Consider the following 17,220-nt stretch of genomic DNA (forward strand, 5'->3'; position numbering starts at 1 on the left):
ACTTCTGCACGTCAAGCGGCTCAAACCGCCTGATGCGCAACTTGCGTTCCGGCCCTCTTTCTCATTGACCTTTGAATTGGGGTTTGCGCTTTTCAACGTAGGCGGTCAAGCCCTCTTTGGCATCTTCGCTCATGAAGAGCTGCTGTTGCAGTTCACGCTCCAGAGCCAAAGCGTACTCGAACGGGATCTCTGCACCCGATTGCACGCTGCGCTTGATGCGCCCGACGGCGCGCGCGGCTTTGTTCGGCGGCGTGAACTGTCGCGCGTAATCCATGACCTGCTCCATGAACTTCTCGTTGTTCTCGGCTTCGAAGATGTGGTTGATGATGCCGAGTTCAAGCCCACGCTCGAAGTCGAAGAGCTCGCCCGTGGTCATCAACTCGATGGCGCGCGATTTGCCCACCAGTCGCGCTAATCTCTGCGTGCCGCCCGTGCCGGGGAGCACGCCGAGCGAGATCTCAGGCAAACCGAGTTTGCCTGCGCCTTTGCGCGCAATGCGGATGTCGGCTGCCATGGCGATCTCCAAGCCGCCGCCAACGGTGTGGCCGTTGAGCGCTGCGATGACGAGTTTGGGCGTTTGCTCCAAACGCGAGAGCGTTTCGTTGGCGTGGAGACAGAAGAAATATTTGAAGCTCGGCGTTACCTCCGCCAGCATGCGGATGTTGGCACCCGCCGAAAAGAATTTGTCGCCATGGCCGGTGACGACGATGACGTGAACCCCATCGTCCATGCGCGCATCAAGGATGGCACGATCGAGTTCTTGCATCATTTCGTATGTGTAAGTGTTGGCCGGTGGATCGTTGAGCGTGAGCAGTGCGATGCCGTCTTGCACGCGGTACCGGACCAGTTGTCCGCGCTCTTCGGCTGTCCCTTGAACTTTCGCTTCTGCCATATCCTCACTCCTTGAAATTTAAGTCTCTCTGCAAAAGGATCGAAAAAGAGTGCAGCGTTGGAACTTTGCCGAAGGATCATGACAGAAAATCGTTTTTCGCTCAAGCTTCGCCGCTTGTCCGCACAGCTCGACGCCGACACTAAAGCGCGGAATTGACGTGTACGACAACGGGCCACTCGCCTTTGTTCCTCTTCGCCGATGCTGAAAACGCGGGATTGAAGCCGAAAAGCCATGGTGCCTGAACGAACTTGACAGGCGGCATTGGCGGCGCGTAGCTTCTACCATTTGCCGGAGGCGCATCCGTTCTGGTGAACGGCGCGGTCTTCAAAACCGTCGGCGAGCTTGCGTTGGAAGCAGGCTCGGGTAGGTTCGATTCCTACACGCCTCCGCCAACAAGGTTTCAGCAGCAGGCGCGTCAGCGGAACTGGCAAAGAGCGTGTGCTGCCGTCGCGTCTGCTCAGCGAAATCTAGCAAAGCAGGTGCTATGCGTGATTGGATCGCGCTCAACATGACGCCCGGCGTCGGCCCGCGCATCGCCGCGCGATTGCTCGAACACTTCGGCGCGGCAAGCGCCGTGTTCGATGCGCCGCGAAGCGAACTCGAGCGCTTGCGTCTGCCAGAAGAGACGATCGCCAGCATCGTCGCGCGCGATCAGCACCAACGAGCGGAGTTAGAAGCCGGGCACGTGCGCGCGCTGGGCGGCGACATCCTCGTGCTCGACGATGGCGCGTACCCGGCGCTGCTCCGTGAGATTTATGATCCGCCGCTCGTCCTCTACGTTCGCGGTGCGTGGCGCGAGTGTTTGGCGGGACCGGCCATTGCCGTGGTCGGATCGCGTCGTTGCTCGACTTACGGTCAGAACGCCGCGACGATGTTGACGCGCGAACTGGCCGAGCGTGGCGTAGTCATCGTATCGGGATTGGCGCGCGGCATCGATGCCGCTGCGCACCGCGGTGCGCTCGAAGCCAATGGACGGACGGTGGCCGTTCTCGGCACCGGAATAGACGATGTTTATCCGCGTGAACACCGGAAGCTCGTCGAAGAGATCTTGAATAAAGGCGGTTGCCTTGTGTCCGAGTTTCCGCTCGGCACGCCGCCCGTCGGGCAGAACTTTCCGTATCGTAACAGGATCATCAGCGGTTTGAGTTTGGGCGTGCTCATCGTGGAAGCGGCGGAAAACAGCGGCTCTTTGATCACGGCGCGGTTGGCGCTCGAACAAGGGCGCGAGGTGTTCGCCGTTCCGGGCAACATCACATCGCGCAACTCGTTCGGCGCGAACTATTTGATCAAAAGCGCGGGAGCGAAGTTGGTTCAGAGTTGGCAGGACGTGGCGAGCGAACTTCCGCCAGAAATCGCAAGCCAATTGTTGCCCCCCGCGGGAAGCAGAAAGAAGCGGCGCCGCGACGCACAGCTTGCGCTTGCGCCGGATGATCTCGATGACGCCGAACGCGCCGTGCTCGCGTTGCTTTCGCCCGACGATCCCGTGCACATTGATGTCTTGGCGCAAACGAGCAAGCTCGATTTTTCCGCCCTGAACGCCGCGCTGTTCAATCTGGAGCTGCGCGAACTGGTCAGGCAACTTCCCGGTAAATGTTTCGTGAGAAAGTTGTAATCGGCACCCGCTATGAAAAAAGCACGCTTTGAGTTGTCGCCTGCCAAAAGAGGCGCGTGGTTTCGCGAGGCATTGAAGACCGCGCTTGCTGCATCTAACTCCAAGCTGCGAAATAGCGAGAGAGGATTTCTGAACGGTTTGGCTTGTTGAAACTTTAGATCCGACGAAAGTTCTATGGCGAAGAATTTAGTCATCGTTGAATCTCCGGCTAAAGCCAAGACGATCGGTAAATACTTGGGGCGCGATTTTCGCGTCATGGCCTCGCTCGGCCATATCAAAGATTTGCCGACCAAAGGGCTCGGCGTTGACGTCGAGCACGATTTCAAACCGACCTACGAGATCATCCCGGACTCGAAGAAACGGAACAACAAGAAGATCATCGCCGAATTGAAACAAGCGGCCAAGGATTCGGAAGCGATCTATTTGGCTGCTGACCCAGACCGCGAGGGCGAAGCCATTTGCCAGCACTTAGCCGAAGAGATCGTGCCGAAGCGACCGCGCAAAAACTACTACCGCGTGCGCTTCAACGAGATCACCAAACGCGCCGTCGAAGAAGCTTTTCGTCATCCGACGAAGATCGATCAGAACCTCGTCGATGCGCAACAAGCGCGGCGCGTGCTCGATCGTCTGGTCGGTTACAAAGTCTCACCGCTGTTGTGTCGCACCATCGGTGGACGGTTGAGCGCTGGTCGCGTGCAATCGGTCGCTTTGCGCATGATCGTCGAGCGCGAACGCGAGATCGAAAACTTCGTCAAAACCGAGTACTGGACCATCACGGCCAATCTCGCCGCCAAGCTCCCGCCGCCGTTCGACGCGCGACTCGTCAAAGTCGATGACAAGACCGTCAAGACGAGCGGCTTCGATCGGGAGGCGAAGAAGAACGAACTGCACATCGCAGATGAAGCGCAAGCGCATGCGCTCGTCGCCGAGGCTGAGCGAGAGCGGTTCATCGTCGCCGACGTCTCGACCAAAGAGCGCCGGCGTAATCCCGTACCGCCGTTTACGACCTCGAAGCTTCAACAAGAGGCTTCGCGCAAGCTCGGTTTCTCGGTCAAAAAGACGATGCAGATTGCGCAGCGCCTTTACGAAGGCGTTGAGCTCGGCGAAGAGGGCTCGGTCGGTCTGATCACATACATGCGCACCGACTCGACGCGCGTCTCCGAAGCTGCTCTGCAAGAGGTGCGCGTCTTGATCGGCGCGCAGTACGGCAAAGAGTACCTGCCGGACAAGCCGAACTACTATCGATCGAAAAAGGACGCGCAGGACGCGCACGAGGCGATTCGTCCGACCGAGGTTGCGCGCACGCCGGAATCGGTGGCGAAATTTTTGAGCCGCGATGAACTGAAGCTCTACCGCTTGATTTGGCAGCGCTTCGTCGCCTCGCAGATGACGCCGGCGGTATACGACCAGACGACCATCGAGATCGAAGCCGGGCGCTTTCTGTTCCGTGCGACCGGCTCGGTTCAGAAGTTCGACGGCTTCTTGCGCGTGTACGAAGAAGGGCGCGACGAGAAGCCGGACGAAGATGAAGAGTCGACGCGCGCCCTGCCGCGCGTCGAGCGCGGCGAGGAGCTGAAGCTGAACTCGCTCACGCCCGAACAGCACTGGACCGAACCGCCGCCGCGCTACACGGAAGCGACCTTGGTCAAAGCGCTTGAAGAGAAAGGCATCGGGCGCCCTTCGACCTATGCGACGATCATGTCTACGATTCAAGAGCGCGATTACGTCGAGAAGATCGATGGCCGTTTTCATCCGACGCCGCTCGGCGTGACGGTCAACGACCTTCTCGTCGCGAACTTCGACGACCTGTTCAATGAATCCTACACGGCGCGCATGGAAGAAGAACTGGACGAGATCGAGGAGGGCAAGCGGCGTTGGACTGAAGCCTTGCGCGAGTTCTACAGCAAGTTCGAACGCGACTTGCAACGCGCCGAAAAACAGATGAAGCAGGCCAAACGGCAGGCGATCCCGACCGATGAGGTCTGCGAGAAATGCGGCGCGCCGATGGTCATCAAGCTAGGCCGCTTCGGTCAGTTCCTCGCCTGCTCGAACTATCCCGAATGTCGCACGACGCGCGAGATCGCGCGCGCGGGTGAAGAGGGCGAAGAGAGCGAGATCGTCGAAGATGAAAAGTGCGAATTGTGCGGACGTCCGATGACGCTCAAGCGCGGTCGTTACGGGCCTTTTCTCGGTTGCACGGGGTACCCGGAGTGTCGCAACATCCGCAAGATCAGCAAAACGGGTGCCGTCGCACCAGCCCCGGTGCCGCTCGAGGAGCGGTGTCCGGTTGACGGCGCACCGCTCGTCCTGCGTCAAGGCCCTTACGGACAGTTCATCGCTTGCTCGAATTACCCGAGTTGCAAGTACGTCAAGCGCGAGACGACGGGCGTCGCTTGTCCGCGCGCCGGATGTCGCGGCGAGATCGTGGTCAAGCGCTCCAAGCGAGGCAAGGTCTTTTACGGCTGCTCGGAATATCCAGCTTGTTCAATCGTCTTTTGGGACAAGCCCGTGCCCGAACCCTGCCCGAAATGCGGCGCGCCCTTTTTGCTTGAAAAGACGACCAAGAAAGAAGGAACGGTGCGACGCTGCGCGCGCGAAGATTGCGACTATCGGGCCGCAGCAGACGTTGCGCAAGGAGTGCCGGAAACCGATCGAGAAGCGGCTCTCGTCTCACGTTGAGTGCCCGCGCCAGCGAGAGCCGATCGGCCCGCGGCGCTCTTTGCCGGACCAGCGTCGCATCGTATCGGGAGCATAGCGGCGTTCGACTAGGTCTTCAGTTGAACGTCTTTCTTTCATCCGCGGCGAATGCGGTCTTATGACCGAAGCTTGGATCATGCCGATCTTCTACTCTCTCGCCGCTGTTGTCATTTGGCAGGGCGTCATGTCGCTCATCGGCGGCAAGCGTTTCCTCGCCTACGTGCGGCGCGAGATGAAGCGCGCAAGCGGAGATCACGCGCCCTTTGCTTCCGTCATCGTGCCGTGTCGCGGGCTGGACCACGGGTTGGGCGATAACCTCGGGGCGCTCTTTCGGCAGAACTATCCTCGCTACGAATTGATCTTCGTCGCGGACGATGCGCACGATGAAGCGCTGACTGTGGCGCGCGAATCGATCCGTTCATTCACGACGGACGGGCAGGCGCTTCAAGCGCGCCTTGCGGGACGCAATCGCCGCGCGGGCGCAAAGCGCACGCGGTCACCGCGCCCATCATCGGTGCGCCGCGCGCGCATCATCATCGCTGGACCGGCTGCTAGCTGTGGGCAGAAAGTGCACAATCTTCTCGCCGCGGTGAAAGAAGCGGATCCGAGAAGCGAGGTCTTCGTCTTCGTCGATACGGACGCGCGTCCGCACGCGAACTGGTTACGCGCGCTCGTTGCGCCGCTTGCCGACCAAGCTACGGGCGCAACCACCGGTTATCGCTGGTTTGTGCCCGTGCGAGGAAACTTCGCTTCGGAGCTGCGCGCCGTCTGGAACGCTTCGGTCGCGTCGGCCCTTGGCGCAAACGTCCGACGAAATTTCTGCTGGGGCGGCTCGATGGCCATCCGACGTGCGACTTTCGCCCGCGCGAAAGTCGCAGCGCACTGGCAAGGCGCTGCATCGGACGATTTCGCCATGACGCGCGCGTTGCACGAGGCCGGATTGGGCATACGCTTCGTTCCCGCCTGCCTCGTACCATCGTACGAAGATTGCTCGTGGCGAGAATTGCTGGAGTTCACCACGCGGCAGATGAAGATCACGCGCGTTTACGCGCCGCACCTGTGGCGATTAGCGCTCGTCGGCAATCTGCTCTTCGTGACCGTCTTTTTCGGCGGTGGCGTCTTCGCTGCCGTGCGCGCTGTGCGCGGCGCTTCTTTCATCGCCATCTTGATGGCGAATGTCGTCATCTTCGCGTTGGGCGCAGCCAAGGCATGGCTTCGCTTGCATGCGGCGCGAATGGCTGGCGTGCGCTTCTCTAGGCGAAGCGTGTGGTCTCACCTGCTGCTCTGGCCGTTGACTTCAGCCCTCTTTCTCGCAAACGCGATCTGCGCCGCTTGGTCGCGCCGTCTGGTCTGGCGCGGCATCGAATACGAATTGAAATCGCCTGCGGAAACTGTCATCATCAACAGGTCCGCGCTAAACGAAGGTTGATCGAATCGGGTACGAAAGCGCTTCGGAGGAGTCGGTCGTGCGAGGCGCGCCGGATCGATGGCGGTCGCGCTTGCTGGTGCACGCGCGTCTGCTTCATTCCATGTGCCACTCGCGCCGCGCGTTGTTGTGGAATCTGCCGAAAAACTACTTGACGCGCAATCGGTGGAGCGAGAAGATTTGAGTGCGACGATATGGCGAAAAACGATGACAAGGACGCGACGCGCAGGAGCGGCATCGCATACGCTGCCGGACTATCGATCTTTTTCTCCGTAATTTCGTTTCTCGGTCTGGGATGGTTGCTGGACCGTTGGCTCGGCACGAGCCCTTGGCTCGCCGTGATCGGACTGGTGCTCGGCTCAGCCATCGGTCTGTATGAGTTCGTCCGCGTTACGATCAAGCTTTGATGTCAGCAGCGTCGGCGCGCTCTTCTTGCGATCACGCGCTGCCCCTTCCAAAAGTTTGCTGGCTTGGTCTTGCCCAGCCCGAAAGGCGCGTGCACGAATCGATCATGCGCTGCCCCGCGTTTTTTCGGCAACGAAGAACCGCGCGCAGCTCGAAGGCACGCTTTTGGCTTTCGTCGCTGCGGCTCGACAGAAGCGCCTTCGGCGTGTAAAATGGCCTGTTTGTTCGATGAGCGAAACGACGCGCAGTGGTAGCGGCTCGCTGGAAGAGAAACCGGAGCGCGTCCTGCGACGGCTGTTTCGCTCGACGGCGATAGTCGTCGTCATCGCCGCTTCGCTGAGCGCAATGTTGGCGCCTTGGCGCGTCACCGCTGGATTGGCCTTAGGCGGCGCGCTCGCACTGCTTAATTTCCACTGGATGAGGGCTTCGGTCGCCGCCGTCTTCGGCAAGCGGCGAAGAGGGTGGAAGAAGCGCGCATCGCTCTACGCGTTGCGTTACGTCGTCACGGTTGCGGCTCTGGTCGTCGCCAGTTGGCTCAATGTTGCCTCGCCCGCAGCGATCGTCGGCGGGTTGTGCGCTTTCGCTGTGGCGACGCTCATCGAGGCGGCGTTTCAACTGTATCGCGCATTCATTCCCAAGAGGTCTCATCGATGATGTTTTGGTTGCTGGCTGAAGAGAGCGCAAAGGGCGAAGCGACCCAAGAAACAGCACATCACGCTCCGGCCATCGTCGAACTCGTCAATCGCTACATCGGCGAGCCGGTCCATCATTTTCAAGTCGCATATACGAAACCGCTATGGGACCGCCTGCTGGCTAATTTCGGCACTTCGGCGGAGAACGTTTTTGGCCCCTACACGCCGGAGAACGCCGTGCCGTGGTACACGGTGATGTTCGTCATCGCTTGCTTGCTCTGTTTGGCGGCGGTCTTCTTCCTGCGTCGGCGCCTGTCGGTGGAGGAACCAGATGCGAAGCAGCAGGTGCTGGAGATGGGCATTGCGAGCATTCGCAACCTGTTGCTCGACAATGTCGGAGCGCACGGCATGAAATACTTCCCCGTGATCGCGACCTTTGCCGTGCTGATCTTGATCTCGAATTTGATGGCGCTCATCCCCGGTCTGATGCCGCCGACGGCCTCCATGTCGGTCACGTTCGCGCTCGGCCTTTCATCGTTCATCTATTACAACTACGTCGGCATCAGCGAAAACGGGTTGTTCGGCCATTTCAGCCATTTCGCTGGCCCGATGTTGCTGCTCGCGCCGCTGCTTTTTCCCATCGAGATCATCAGCAACTTGGTGCGTCCGTTGTCGTTAAGCGTGCGTCTTTTCGGCAACATGTTCGGCGACGAACAGATCGCCGTCAACATCGCCAATATCTGGCCGCCGATCACTTATCTTCTCTCGGTCATACTCTATCCGTTAACTGCGTTCGTCGCTTTCGTGCAGACGTTCATCTTCGTGCTGCTTTCGATCATTTACATCAGCGAGGTGACGCACGCGCCGCATGAAGAGCACAAAGAGGAGCCGGGCGGCATCATCACGCTGCCGAACTCGCTGGAGGCTGGTGGGGGGCATTGAAAGGCCGTTTGACGGCGCGAACTCCCTGCTCGGTGGGCAGCATGATGGCGAAGGTCAAGATGGCCCGGAGCGGGTTTTTGCGAGATCATCAAGGATCGAGGCGAGCGGGCGAAATAACCGAGTTTAGTCCGCGAGGAGTTCTCTCAATTGAAACCAGCAACTCTTCGTATTCATATTCCGGCTTTCTGAGCGCGCTTCGAGCGGCGCGTGCCGGTCGGGGCCGCGCACGTTGGAGCGCAAGGCATGATTCAACCGCTCGGCGCGCACGTCGATCGGAACGGAGCGCACGTCGATTATAGATTTGGCGTGAGCCTTCATCGCTGGAGCGCCGTCGTCCCCCCGGACCAGACGGCTGAATACCGGATGAGCGGCGAACTCATAAAACTTCGGACGTCCTTCGTCTCTCATCCCGTGCGCGTTCCGAGTTTCAACCACCAAAAGGAGAGATGAAGATGAGCAGAATCCGTTTCGTTCTCTTTTCCGTGCTCGGCGTTTTGATGTTCGCGGCGCCGAGTTTCGCGCAGACGGCTGCGGAAGTGGCTGCCGATAACAGCTTCACGGTCTCGAAATACGCCAAGCTCGCCGCCGGTTTTGGCTTCGGCATCGCCGCCGGGCTGGCTGCTCTAGGCCAGTCGCGCGTGGCCGCCGCCGCTGCCGAAGGCGCGGCGCGCAATCCGGGCGCCAGCGGTCGTATCCAGACGTTGATGATTCTCGGTCTGGTCTTCATCGAGACGCTCGTGCTCTTCACGTTGCTCGTCGCGTTCATCTTCCTTAGAGTTTGATCGAACGCCGACGAACTGACCTCCGATGAGGCGCGTCTCCCTGCGACGAGGCGCGCCTCGCTCGTTTGAACGCGAGCTTTGCTTTTCGGCACCGGGTGATCGGCGAGAGGATTTGCGCGGCGAAGAAGCGCCATGCTACGCTCGCCGTGCGAAGTTCTGGATCGAGCGAGGCATTCCGAAAGATGAAGAAATGTCCTAAGTGCGGCGCCGAATACGACGACGCGAGTACGCTTTGTCCTAATGACGGCGAGGCGCTTGCGCTGCAGGATGATCTTGTCGGACGCGTGCTTGCCGACAAATATCGCATCGAAGAGCGGATCAGCGAAGGCGGCATGGGCGCTGTCTATCGTGCGACGCACGTCTTAATGGATAAAACGGTCGCGATCAAAGTGCTTCGCCCGTCGCTCGCCGTTGATGAAAAGCTGGTCGCCCGTTTCACCCGCGAAGCGCGCGCCGCCTCGCGTCTGGGGCATCCACATGCTATCACCGTGATGGATTTCGGCGAGGATAGCGGGTTGGTCTTCCTCGTCATGGAGTACCTCCGAGGGCGCACGCTCAAGGATTTGATCCGCGAAGAAGGGCCGCTCCCGATAGATCGCGTGGTCGAGATCTCACGGCAAATCGCCGATGCCCTCGATGCCGCGCATGCGCAGGGGGTCGTCCATCGCGACCTTAAAAGCGACAACATCATGCTCGTCGAAATAAACGGCGGGCGCGACTGGGTCAAAGTGGTTGATTTCGGTATCGCCAAGATCATGGAGCCGACCGATCCGGAGTTAACCGCTCCCAATCTCGTCATCGGCACGCCGCACTACATGTCGCCTGAGCAGTGTTCGCGTTCAACGGTCGATGCGCGTTCCGACGTATACAGCCTCGGCGTCATCATCTACGAGATGCTGACTGGCCACGTTCCCTTCACCGCTGATTCGCCGACGGAAGTCCTGCTCAAACACTTGCGCGAGCAACCGCCGTCAGTGCGCGAAGAACGTCCGGCCCTTCCTCTAGCCGTCGATCGCGTGGTGATGCGCGCGCTTGCGAAACGCCCCGAAGAACGCTTTCAAACAGCAGGCGAGTTAGCCTCTGCGCTCGCGCTGGCAGCAACGGGCGTCGAACAGACGGCGACCTTTGCGGAAAGGCCGCGCATCGTAGTGCCAGTGGGAGAGGAAAGGGAAGAAGCGACGGTGGTGCAGAGCGCCGTTGCCGCACCGCCGGTTGCAACAGGTCCGGCACCGAGCCGGCCAAAACCTTGGCAGATGCTTGTTCCCGGTTTGGTCCTGCTGGTCGTCGTATTCGGCATCTTCTATGCGCTTCATCGCGGCGGTTCCGGCACCGAGAAAGAACAGCCGCCTGTGGTCACCGAGCCGGGAGTACAGCCGGTAAGACCAGCGAAACCGGCGACGGGCGAAAGCGAAAGAGATGTCGCCGCAAGAGATCGCACGCATCACGACAACGCGAATCAACAGGTCACGGAGAACGCTAATCGAGCAAGCGGAACGGAGCCGATGCCTCTGCCGACAACTGCCGGAACGACCGTTGAACCCATGCTTCCGCCGGATGCGGAACCGCGCTTGATCGAAGAGGCTGCGACCGGAAACAGAAATGCGAATCGAAATGAAATGCGCGCCGAGCCGACGCCGCGTCCGACAAACAACGCCAATCAGAAACGGGAGGCGACCCCCGCAAAGCAACAATTGCCGAGGACAACGCCCAGTGAAGTGCCGGTCGAACCACCAGCGCCGAAGAAAGAGCCGCCCGTCATTCCCTAAAGGAAAGCGCGTTTGACTCGGTGGGCGCTATCTCGGCTTGTTCTCCGATCATCAAACGGGCTTCGTCGAAAACCGATCGAACAAACGTCCACGGTCGTTTCTCTCGTCATTCCTTGCTTGGGAAAACTTTTCCGGAGGCGGCAGCAAAGACATGAGGCTACAAGCAAAGCGCTGTCATCTCAGTCTTTTGTTTTGAAGGGCTTTTTCGAGGACTCGTTCTCGCAGCAGCCGACGCAGCTCCGCTCCCTCTTCGATCTCCAACTCGATCTCCAGCGCAAAACAAGGGAGGCTGAAACTCATGTGGCGCAACTTGACAGCGTCCTTGAGCGTCGTCAGCAGCGCACGCGCGCCGCACGCTCGCGCGCGTTGCGTCAAGCGTTCGATTTCGCGCTGCGTGTAGAGATGATGGTCCGTGAAAGCGCGAGTCGCGACCAACGGGTAACCTTCGCGACCAAGCTGAGCGAAGAATGCCTTTGGATTCCCGATGCCGCAGAAAGCGAAGAATGGTCCAGCGGTTTGCACTGGCCTCTCGCTTTGCGGCAAAGCGTCGACTCGCCGCAACCCAAGCGTTTTCGTGCGTGAGACGAAGACTGGTTTGCCGCCGCTTCGGCGCATCAACTCCCGACGTAAACCCTCGACCGACGTTGAACCTTCAGCGCGCGTGATGACGAAGCAATCGGCACGTGCGAGTGCGCTCAAGGGTTCGCGCCGTCGTCCGAAGGGCAATAGCCCGCTGCTCCACGGATCGGTCGCATCGACGACGACCAGATCAAGATCGCGCGCGAGTCGCAAGTGTTGAAAACCGTCGTCGAGAATGAAAAGATCAACCCGCTCCAGATTCTCCGCCGCCCAACGTGCCGCCGCAACGCGATCTCGATCGCTGATCACCGCTGCTTTGCCGAGCAGCTTTTCGGCCAATAGAAACGGTTCGTCTCCGCCTGTTCGTGCGTCTGTCAGCACGCGCGCGCCATCGGAGACGAGCACACGCTCACGCGCTCGCGCGCGACCGTAACCGCGAGTCAAAACGCACGGCGAAAGACCCTCGTCGGTTAAAGTACGTGCGATCCATTCGACGAGCGGCGTTTTGCCTGTGCCGCCGACGGTGATGTTGCCGACGCTGATGACCGGAAGCGGCGCGTGCGACGTCCGAAGGAGTCCGCTGCGGTACAGAAGAGTTCGCGTACGCACCGCCATGCCGTAGATCAATCCGAGTGGCGCGGTCAGGATCATGTTGCTTTGTCGGACTGAGAAGATCTTGCGGCGCTCCGCTCTGTTTCCACGTTCCGCCGCTCGAAGCCGAGAAACGTCTGAAAGTCGCTAGTTGCGCTGCCGCACTACTCGTCTGCACGCTTCGCACTCCGCTTGACAAACGAGCCGACGGAACTTCGCTCTCACGTCCTTCGTAACCAGCATCTTTGGTGGCGACCACACGATAGATGGCGGCATAGTCCTCGGATCACTTGCGCGCGACGCTCGTGCGGAGATCCCCGCGCGTTGCGAGCAGAGGTGCCAGCGCTTGAAGAGTGCGCGCCGCGGCGCCGCGGTTCCGTTCGACCATGGCGCGTGCGCGTTCACCCATTGAACGTCGCCTCTCTTCGTCCGCGAGCAGCGACGCGAACTCATCGGCGAGCCGATCCATCGCGCGTTCGATATCCGTCTCGGGCAGTTGGACCAGAGCTTTCGCTGCGACGAATTCGCCGACGATGCGCTCGAAGTTAAACGCGTGTGCCCCGATGATGATTGGGCATCCGACGGCAGCCGGTTCGAGAACGTTGTGTCCGCCTGCGGGCGCGATGCTTCCACCGACGAAGACCAAGCTTGCCAGCTCGTAGACGGCTCGCAGCTCCCCGATGGTATCGAGCAGAATGGCGTCGGCGCGTCCGTCCTCGGCGCTTGGCGGGCGTGTTCGTCGCGTCCACGCAAGACCGGAGCGGGCAAGCATGTCGGCCACTTCTTCGAACCGTTCCGGATGACGCGGCGCGATGAGCAGCCTCGGTCGGCGCGCATTGTAGCGTCGACGCGCGCGCTTGAAAGCTTCGATGACGATGCCTTCTTCCGGGCGGTGCGTGCTTGCGGCGACGATCAACAGGTCGTCGCGCAAAGAGAAGCGCGCGGCCAATTCGCGCGCCGTTTGCGCGATGTTGGTTCCCGGTTCGACATCGAATTTGATGTTGCCGGCGACGCAAACCCGCTCTGCCGCCAACCCTAGCGCTTCGATCCGTTGCGCGTCCGCTTCCGTTTGCATGACGGCGCGCGATAAGTTGCCGACGACGCGCCGAAAGAACCAGCGCACGAGTTGATAGCGAGCGAAAGACCGAGCTGAAAGTCTGCCGTTGACGAGCGCTGTCGGCACTCCCATAAAGTGGCACTCACGAAGAAAACGCGGCCAAAGCTCCGTCTCCATGATGAGGACGATGTGCGGAGCGATGGCGCGCAGCGCCCGGCGGACGGCGAAGGGGAGATCGAGCGGGAAGTAAAAGATGCGCGAAACTTGTCCAGCAAAAAGAGCGCGCGCCGTGTCTTGTCCGGTCGCCGTCACGGTCGAAACGGCGATCTCATGATCCGGGTATTCTTCGCGCAACGCACGAATCAAAGGTTGAGCCGCTTGCGTTTCGCCGACCGATACGCAGTGAATCCAGATCACCGGTCGGCGAGTTCGCAAAGGCTCGATCAACCCCAATCTTTGACGCAAATCGCCGACCCGTTTCCCACGACCAAGCGACGCCCACGCCAAAATGGGAACGTATAGCAGGAGTCCGACAGCGAAGAGCAGGGAATAGAGGAAATACATGTCGGCACGCTCGAAACCGCGCCGGCGCGTCTATTTGACGCGCTCGATGTAACGCCCTTCGTTCGGATCGACGCGAATGCGATCGCCTTGATTGATGAACGGCGGCACTTGAATGGTCACGCCGTTTTCGAGAACGGCGGGCTTGTTGACGTTTGAGACGGTCGCGCCTTTGAGCGTCGGTTCAGTTTGCACCACGGTTAGCTCGAGTGATGGCGGGAGCTTTATGCCGATCGGTTCGCCGTTGTAGAACTCGACTTGAATGCGCAACCCCGGCGTCAACCATTGCACCGCATCGCCGAGATCCTCTTCGTCAAGGGCGATCTGCTCATAGTTTTCGGTGTTCATGAAGTGATACTGCGTGCCGTCAGAATAAAGGAATTCCATCTCGTGCTCTTCGAGAATGGCGCGCTCCACCGTGTCCGCTGAACGGAAACGATGTTCAAAGGTGACGCCGGTGCGCAGATTCCTCAGCTTCGTCTGCACCATGGCGCGTAGGTTCCCGGGCGTGTGATGGCGAAAATCGAGCACTTTACATGGATCGCCGTCGAAGACGATGATCATGCCGCGTCTGATCTGCGTAGCCGACATTGGCATAGGTTTCGTTCAGTCTCCACGTTTTCAGTGTTCAGCCAGCTTCGCGCAGCCAGCGCCACACGCGATCAGTCGTTTTTCGCTACGAGGGATGGTTTAATTGTCATCGGTGGCGGGCGTGCGAACCGTTTAGTTTACTTGCAAGGCACACGCTTGTCCAGCGGCCTTGCAACAGTTGTTTGCCGTCGGCGCGATGTCAGCGCGCGCATTGCGGATGGAGATCGAAGCATGCCAAAAAGTGGAGGGCTTGTGCTACAAAGGGGCGTAAGAGGCGCACCATGCCGGATTTGGTCGTGACGGCATCGTTTCGCTAGTGCGCGGTTCAAGGCCAGAGGCGCTGAAAAAGTTGCGTTCGGCGCCGGATTTTGAGCTATAATCAGGCGGGCGCATTCGACGTCAGCGCGCCAGTTTGTTTCACCTTTCCCGAAAGATGGTCGGTCGTCGGAACTCTTTCGGCAGACTACGACGCTCCTTGAAGTAGATCATCCTTTATCGAGCGTTTTTGGAGGGCATGCTCGCGATGCCGCCTTTGGACTTCCCGAGTTGGCGTAAAAGATTAACTGGCGGATGGCGCTCGGTTCTGTTTTCGAGCCTCGTCCTTCTCGCCGTCTCGATCCCGCCTCTGTGGACGACGCTGGCCACACGACAGGCCGAAGACCCTGAGGTCGCCTTCGCGCGCAAGACCGATAAACTGCTCAAGATCGTGCGACGCACCGCTGCCGAGGCGCGAGCACGTGGCCGTTTCCCGGCGCAAGAGGTCGAGGACTTGAGCGAGGCCATCGCCGTCGAACCGGAGATTGATGGCGGCGCGCGTGTGGGCGTCGTCGTCGAACTGAAGGCGGCGGATGCGAGCGAGATCCGCGCCGCCGGATTCGAGATCGGAGCGCAAATCGGGCGTATCGTCACGGTGGAAGCCGACGTCGATGATTTGCCGCGACTTGCCGCCCTCGGGTCGGTGCAGAAGATTTCGGGCGGAGCGGTTTATCGGCCGCTCAACGATCTGGCGCGGCGAAGCATTGGGATCGACAACGCTTCCGGACAGCGCGTCGTTTCGCAGACGGGGCGCGGCGTCGTCGTTGGCATCGTCGATTCTGGAATAGATTTTCGCCACCCAGACTTCACTCTGCCCGGAAGCAACGGGCGCCGCACGCGCATCAAAGCGCTGCTCGATATGACGGTCTACGGTTCGGGCTCGACCGATCCGTCCTGGAATTACACTTTGCCCGGAGGAACCGCGCCCATCGGCAGACTTTACACCGAAGATGAGATCAATGCGGCGCTTGAAGGCAACGGCAACGTGCAACAGCGCGACCGCAACGGTCACGGCACTCACGTCGCGGGCACAGCCGCTGGCAACGGTCTCGCCGGTCCGACGCCGGGGCTGTATGCGGGCATGGCGCCAGAAGCTGATCTCGTCATCGTCAAAGCGAATCGCAAGGAAGATGGAAGCGATGGTTTCCGCACCACGGACATCATCAACGCGATGCGCTTCATCGAACAGAAAGCTAGCGAGTTGGGCAAGCCCTTCGTCATCAACCTGAGCATCGGCGGCCATCAAGGCCCACACGATGGCACCAATCCGGATGAGCGCGCCATAGACGAAATCGTCGGTCGTGGACCGGGAAGAGCCGTTTGCGTCGCTGCAGGCAACGAAGGGGACAATGCGATCCATGCGAGCGGATCGGTGGCGGCAGGAAGCAACCTCGAACTGAAGCTCGATTCGGAGGGCAAGAATCCGCGATACGTCGAACTCTACTATTCGAAAAACGACCGCCTTTCGGTCACTGTGACGCGCCCCGACGGGGTACAGGTAGGGCCCATCCCGTACAATCCGAGCGGCTTCATCAACGGTGCCAGCGGGGACAAGTACATTCGCGTTTACAACGCGACGGATGACAAAGGCGACACTGATCCATCCAACGATCAGAACAACATCTTCGTCGTCTTCAACGACAGCGCGAAGAATTTGGGATCGAACTGGACGTTGACGTTGCGCGGCGACGCGACGCCCGACGGCGGGCGATTCGATGCGTGGTTGGGCGATGGACACTTTTTGAACAACGTGGATGATTCGAAGCGCGTCAGTTCGCCGGGAACGGCGCGCGGAGCGATCACCGTCGGAGCATATATCACCCGCTCTTCGCGCTACACGGTCGGCGACTATGCGCCGTTTACGAGTCCCGGTCCAACAGCCGACGGGCGGCCCAAACCGGAGATCAGCGCTCCCGGCTACTATCTTTACTCGTCGAAATCAGCCGATTCGACCTTCGGTTCAGCCAATCCCGCCCCGGGCGACAGCTTCCACTCAGGCGCCGCTGGCACGAGCATGGCCACACCCGTGGTAACGGGCTCAGTCGCCCTATTGCTGCAGGCTAATCCCTACTTAATGAGTGAGCAGATTAAGGGCATCTTGAAAAACACCGCTGCACGCGATGGTTTCACTGGATCAGCAGCTTGGCATGAGCGTTTCGGCTACGGAAAACTGAATGCTCTGGCAGCCGTCGGAGCAGTAATCTCTGCTGGTGGGAGTGGTTCGGCTTCCTCGGGTAATCCCATAGACGACCCAGCATTTTTCGTCACGCAGCACTATCTAGATTTTTTGGGGCGGCAGCCTGATCCCGGAGGTCTCAGCTACTGGACTGGGCAAATCACGATGTGCGGCGGGGACGTGCGATGCGTGCACA

The 17,220-nt window shown here is 60.0% G+C and carries 13 protein-coding genes and 1 tRNA gene; 10 read left to right on the forward strand and 4 right to left on the reverse strand.

The genetic code is table 11. The annotated features are described in order from the left end of the window. Nucleotides 1–61: 61 nt before the first annotated feature. Nucleotides 62–892, reverse strand: coding sequence for an enoyl-CoA hydratase/isomerase family protein (locus C4334_RS07190; protein ID WP_352431405.1), 831 nt, complete (start codon nt 890–892; stop codon nt 62–64). Nucleotides 893–1,182: 290 nt separating this feature from the next. Here C4334_RS07190 and C4334_RS07195 point away from each other — a divergent pair. The 9 genes from C4334_RS07195 (at nt 1,183) to C4334_RS07235 (ending at nt 11,154) form a co-directional block, all read left to right on the forward strand. Then, nucleotides 1,183–1,284 (forward strand) — tRNA-Sec (locus C4334_RS07195). Nucleotides 1,285–1,376: 92 nt separating this feature from the next. Then, entirely contained in the window at nt 1,377–2,504 is a 1,128-nt protein-coding gene (gene dprA / locus C4334_RS07200; RefSeq protein WP_352431406.1) for a DNA-processing protein DprA, read from the forward strand. 174 nt (nt 2,505–2,678) lie between these two features. Beyond that, nucleotides 2,679–5,183 carry a type I DNA topoisomerase gene (topA, locus tag C4334_RS07205; protein ID WP_352431407.1) on the forward strand — a complete coding sequence of 835 codons (2,505 nt, stop codon included), beginning with the start codon at nt 2,679–2,681 and terminating at the stop codon, nt 5,181–5,183. Between the two features lie 136 nt (nt 5,184–5,319). After that, nucleotides 5,320–6,630: a glycosyltransferase family 2 protein gene (locus C4334_RS07210; protein WP_352431408.1), complete on the forward strand. Its 1,311-nt coding sequence runs from the start codon at nt 5,320–5,322 to the stop codon at nt 6,628–6,630. A gap of 191 nt (nt 6,631–6,821) precedes the next feature. After that, the gene (locus C4334_RS07215; protein WP_352431409.1) at nt 6,822–7,034 is read left to right on the forward strand and encodes an AtpZ/AtpI family protein; all 213 of its coding nucleotides are present in this window, start codon (nt 6,822–6,824) and stop codon (nt 7,032–7,034) included. Nucleotides 7,035–7,260: 226 nt separating this feature from the next. After that, nucleotides 7,261–7,686 carry an ATP synthase subunit I gene (locus C4334_RS07220; RefSeq protein ID WP_352431410.1) on the forward strand — a complete coding sequence of 142 codons (426 nt, stop codon included), beginning with the start codon at nt 7,261–7,263 and terminating at the stop codon, nt 7,684–7,686. Then, complete coding sequence (gene atpB, locus C4334_RS07225; protein WP_352431411.1) at nt 7,683–8,606, forward strand: F0F1 ATP synthase subunit A; 924 nt, start codon at nt 7,683–7,685, stop codon at nt 8,604–8,606. Before C4334_RS07220 ends, atpB begins: the two co-directional genes overlap by 4 nt. A 452-nt stretch (nt 8,607–9,058) precedes the next feature. Beyond that, entirely contained in the window at nt 9,059–9,388 is a 330-nt protein-coding gene (locus C4334_RS07230) for an ATP synthase F0 subunit C (RefSeq protein ID WP_352431412.1), read from the forward strand. A 182-nt stretch (nt 9,389–9,570) separates the two neighbouring features. Then, nucleotides 9,571–11,154, forward strand: coding sequence for a serine/threonine-protein kinase (locus C4334_RS07235; RefSeq protein WP_352431413.1), 1,584 nt, complete (start codon nt 9,571–9,573; stop codon nt 11,152–11,154). 174 nt (nt 11,155–11,328) lie between these two features. Here C4334_RS07235 and lpxK read toward each other — a convergent pair whose 3' ends face one another. From lpxK to efp, 3 genes are all read right to left on the reverse strand, one after another. Further along, nucleotides 11,329–12,384, reverse strand: a complete 1,056-nt coding sequence (gene lpxK / locus C4334_RS07240) for a tetraacyldisaccharide 4'-kinase (RefSeq protein ID WP_352431414.1) — start codon at nt 12,382–12,384, stop codon at nt 11,329–11,331. Between the two features lie 226 nt (nt 12,385–12,610). Next, the gene (locus tag C4334_RS07245; protein ID WP_352431415.1) at nt 12,611–13,945 is read right to left on the reverse strand and encodes a 3-deoxy-D-manno-octulosonic acid transferase; all 1,335 of its coding nucleotides are present in this window, start codon (nt 13,943–13,945) and stop codon (nt 12,611–12,613) included. 30 nt (nt 13,946–13,975) lie between these two features. Next, nucleotides 13,976–14,533: an elongation factor P gene (gene efp, locus C4334_RS07250; protein ID WP_352431416.1), complete on the reverse strand. Its 558-nt coding sequence runs from the start codon at nt 14,531–14,533 to the stop codon at nt 13,976–13,978. A gap of 523 nt (nt 14,534–15,056) precedes the next feature. Between efp and C4334_RS07255 the strand changes: the two genes are divergently transcribed. After that, nucleotides 15,057–17,220 (forward strand): S8 family serine peptidase (locus C4334_RS07255; RefSeq protein ID WP_352431417.1); only part of this gene is annotated, 2,164 nt, incomplete at its 3' end.

It is taken from the genome of Pyrinomonas sp. (assembly GCF_040289685.1).
Lineage (GTDB): Bacteria > Acidobacteriota > Blastocatellia > Pyrinomonadales > Pyrinomonadaceae > Pyrinomonas.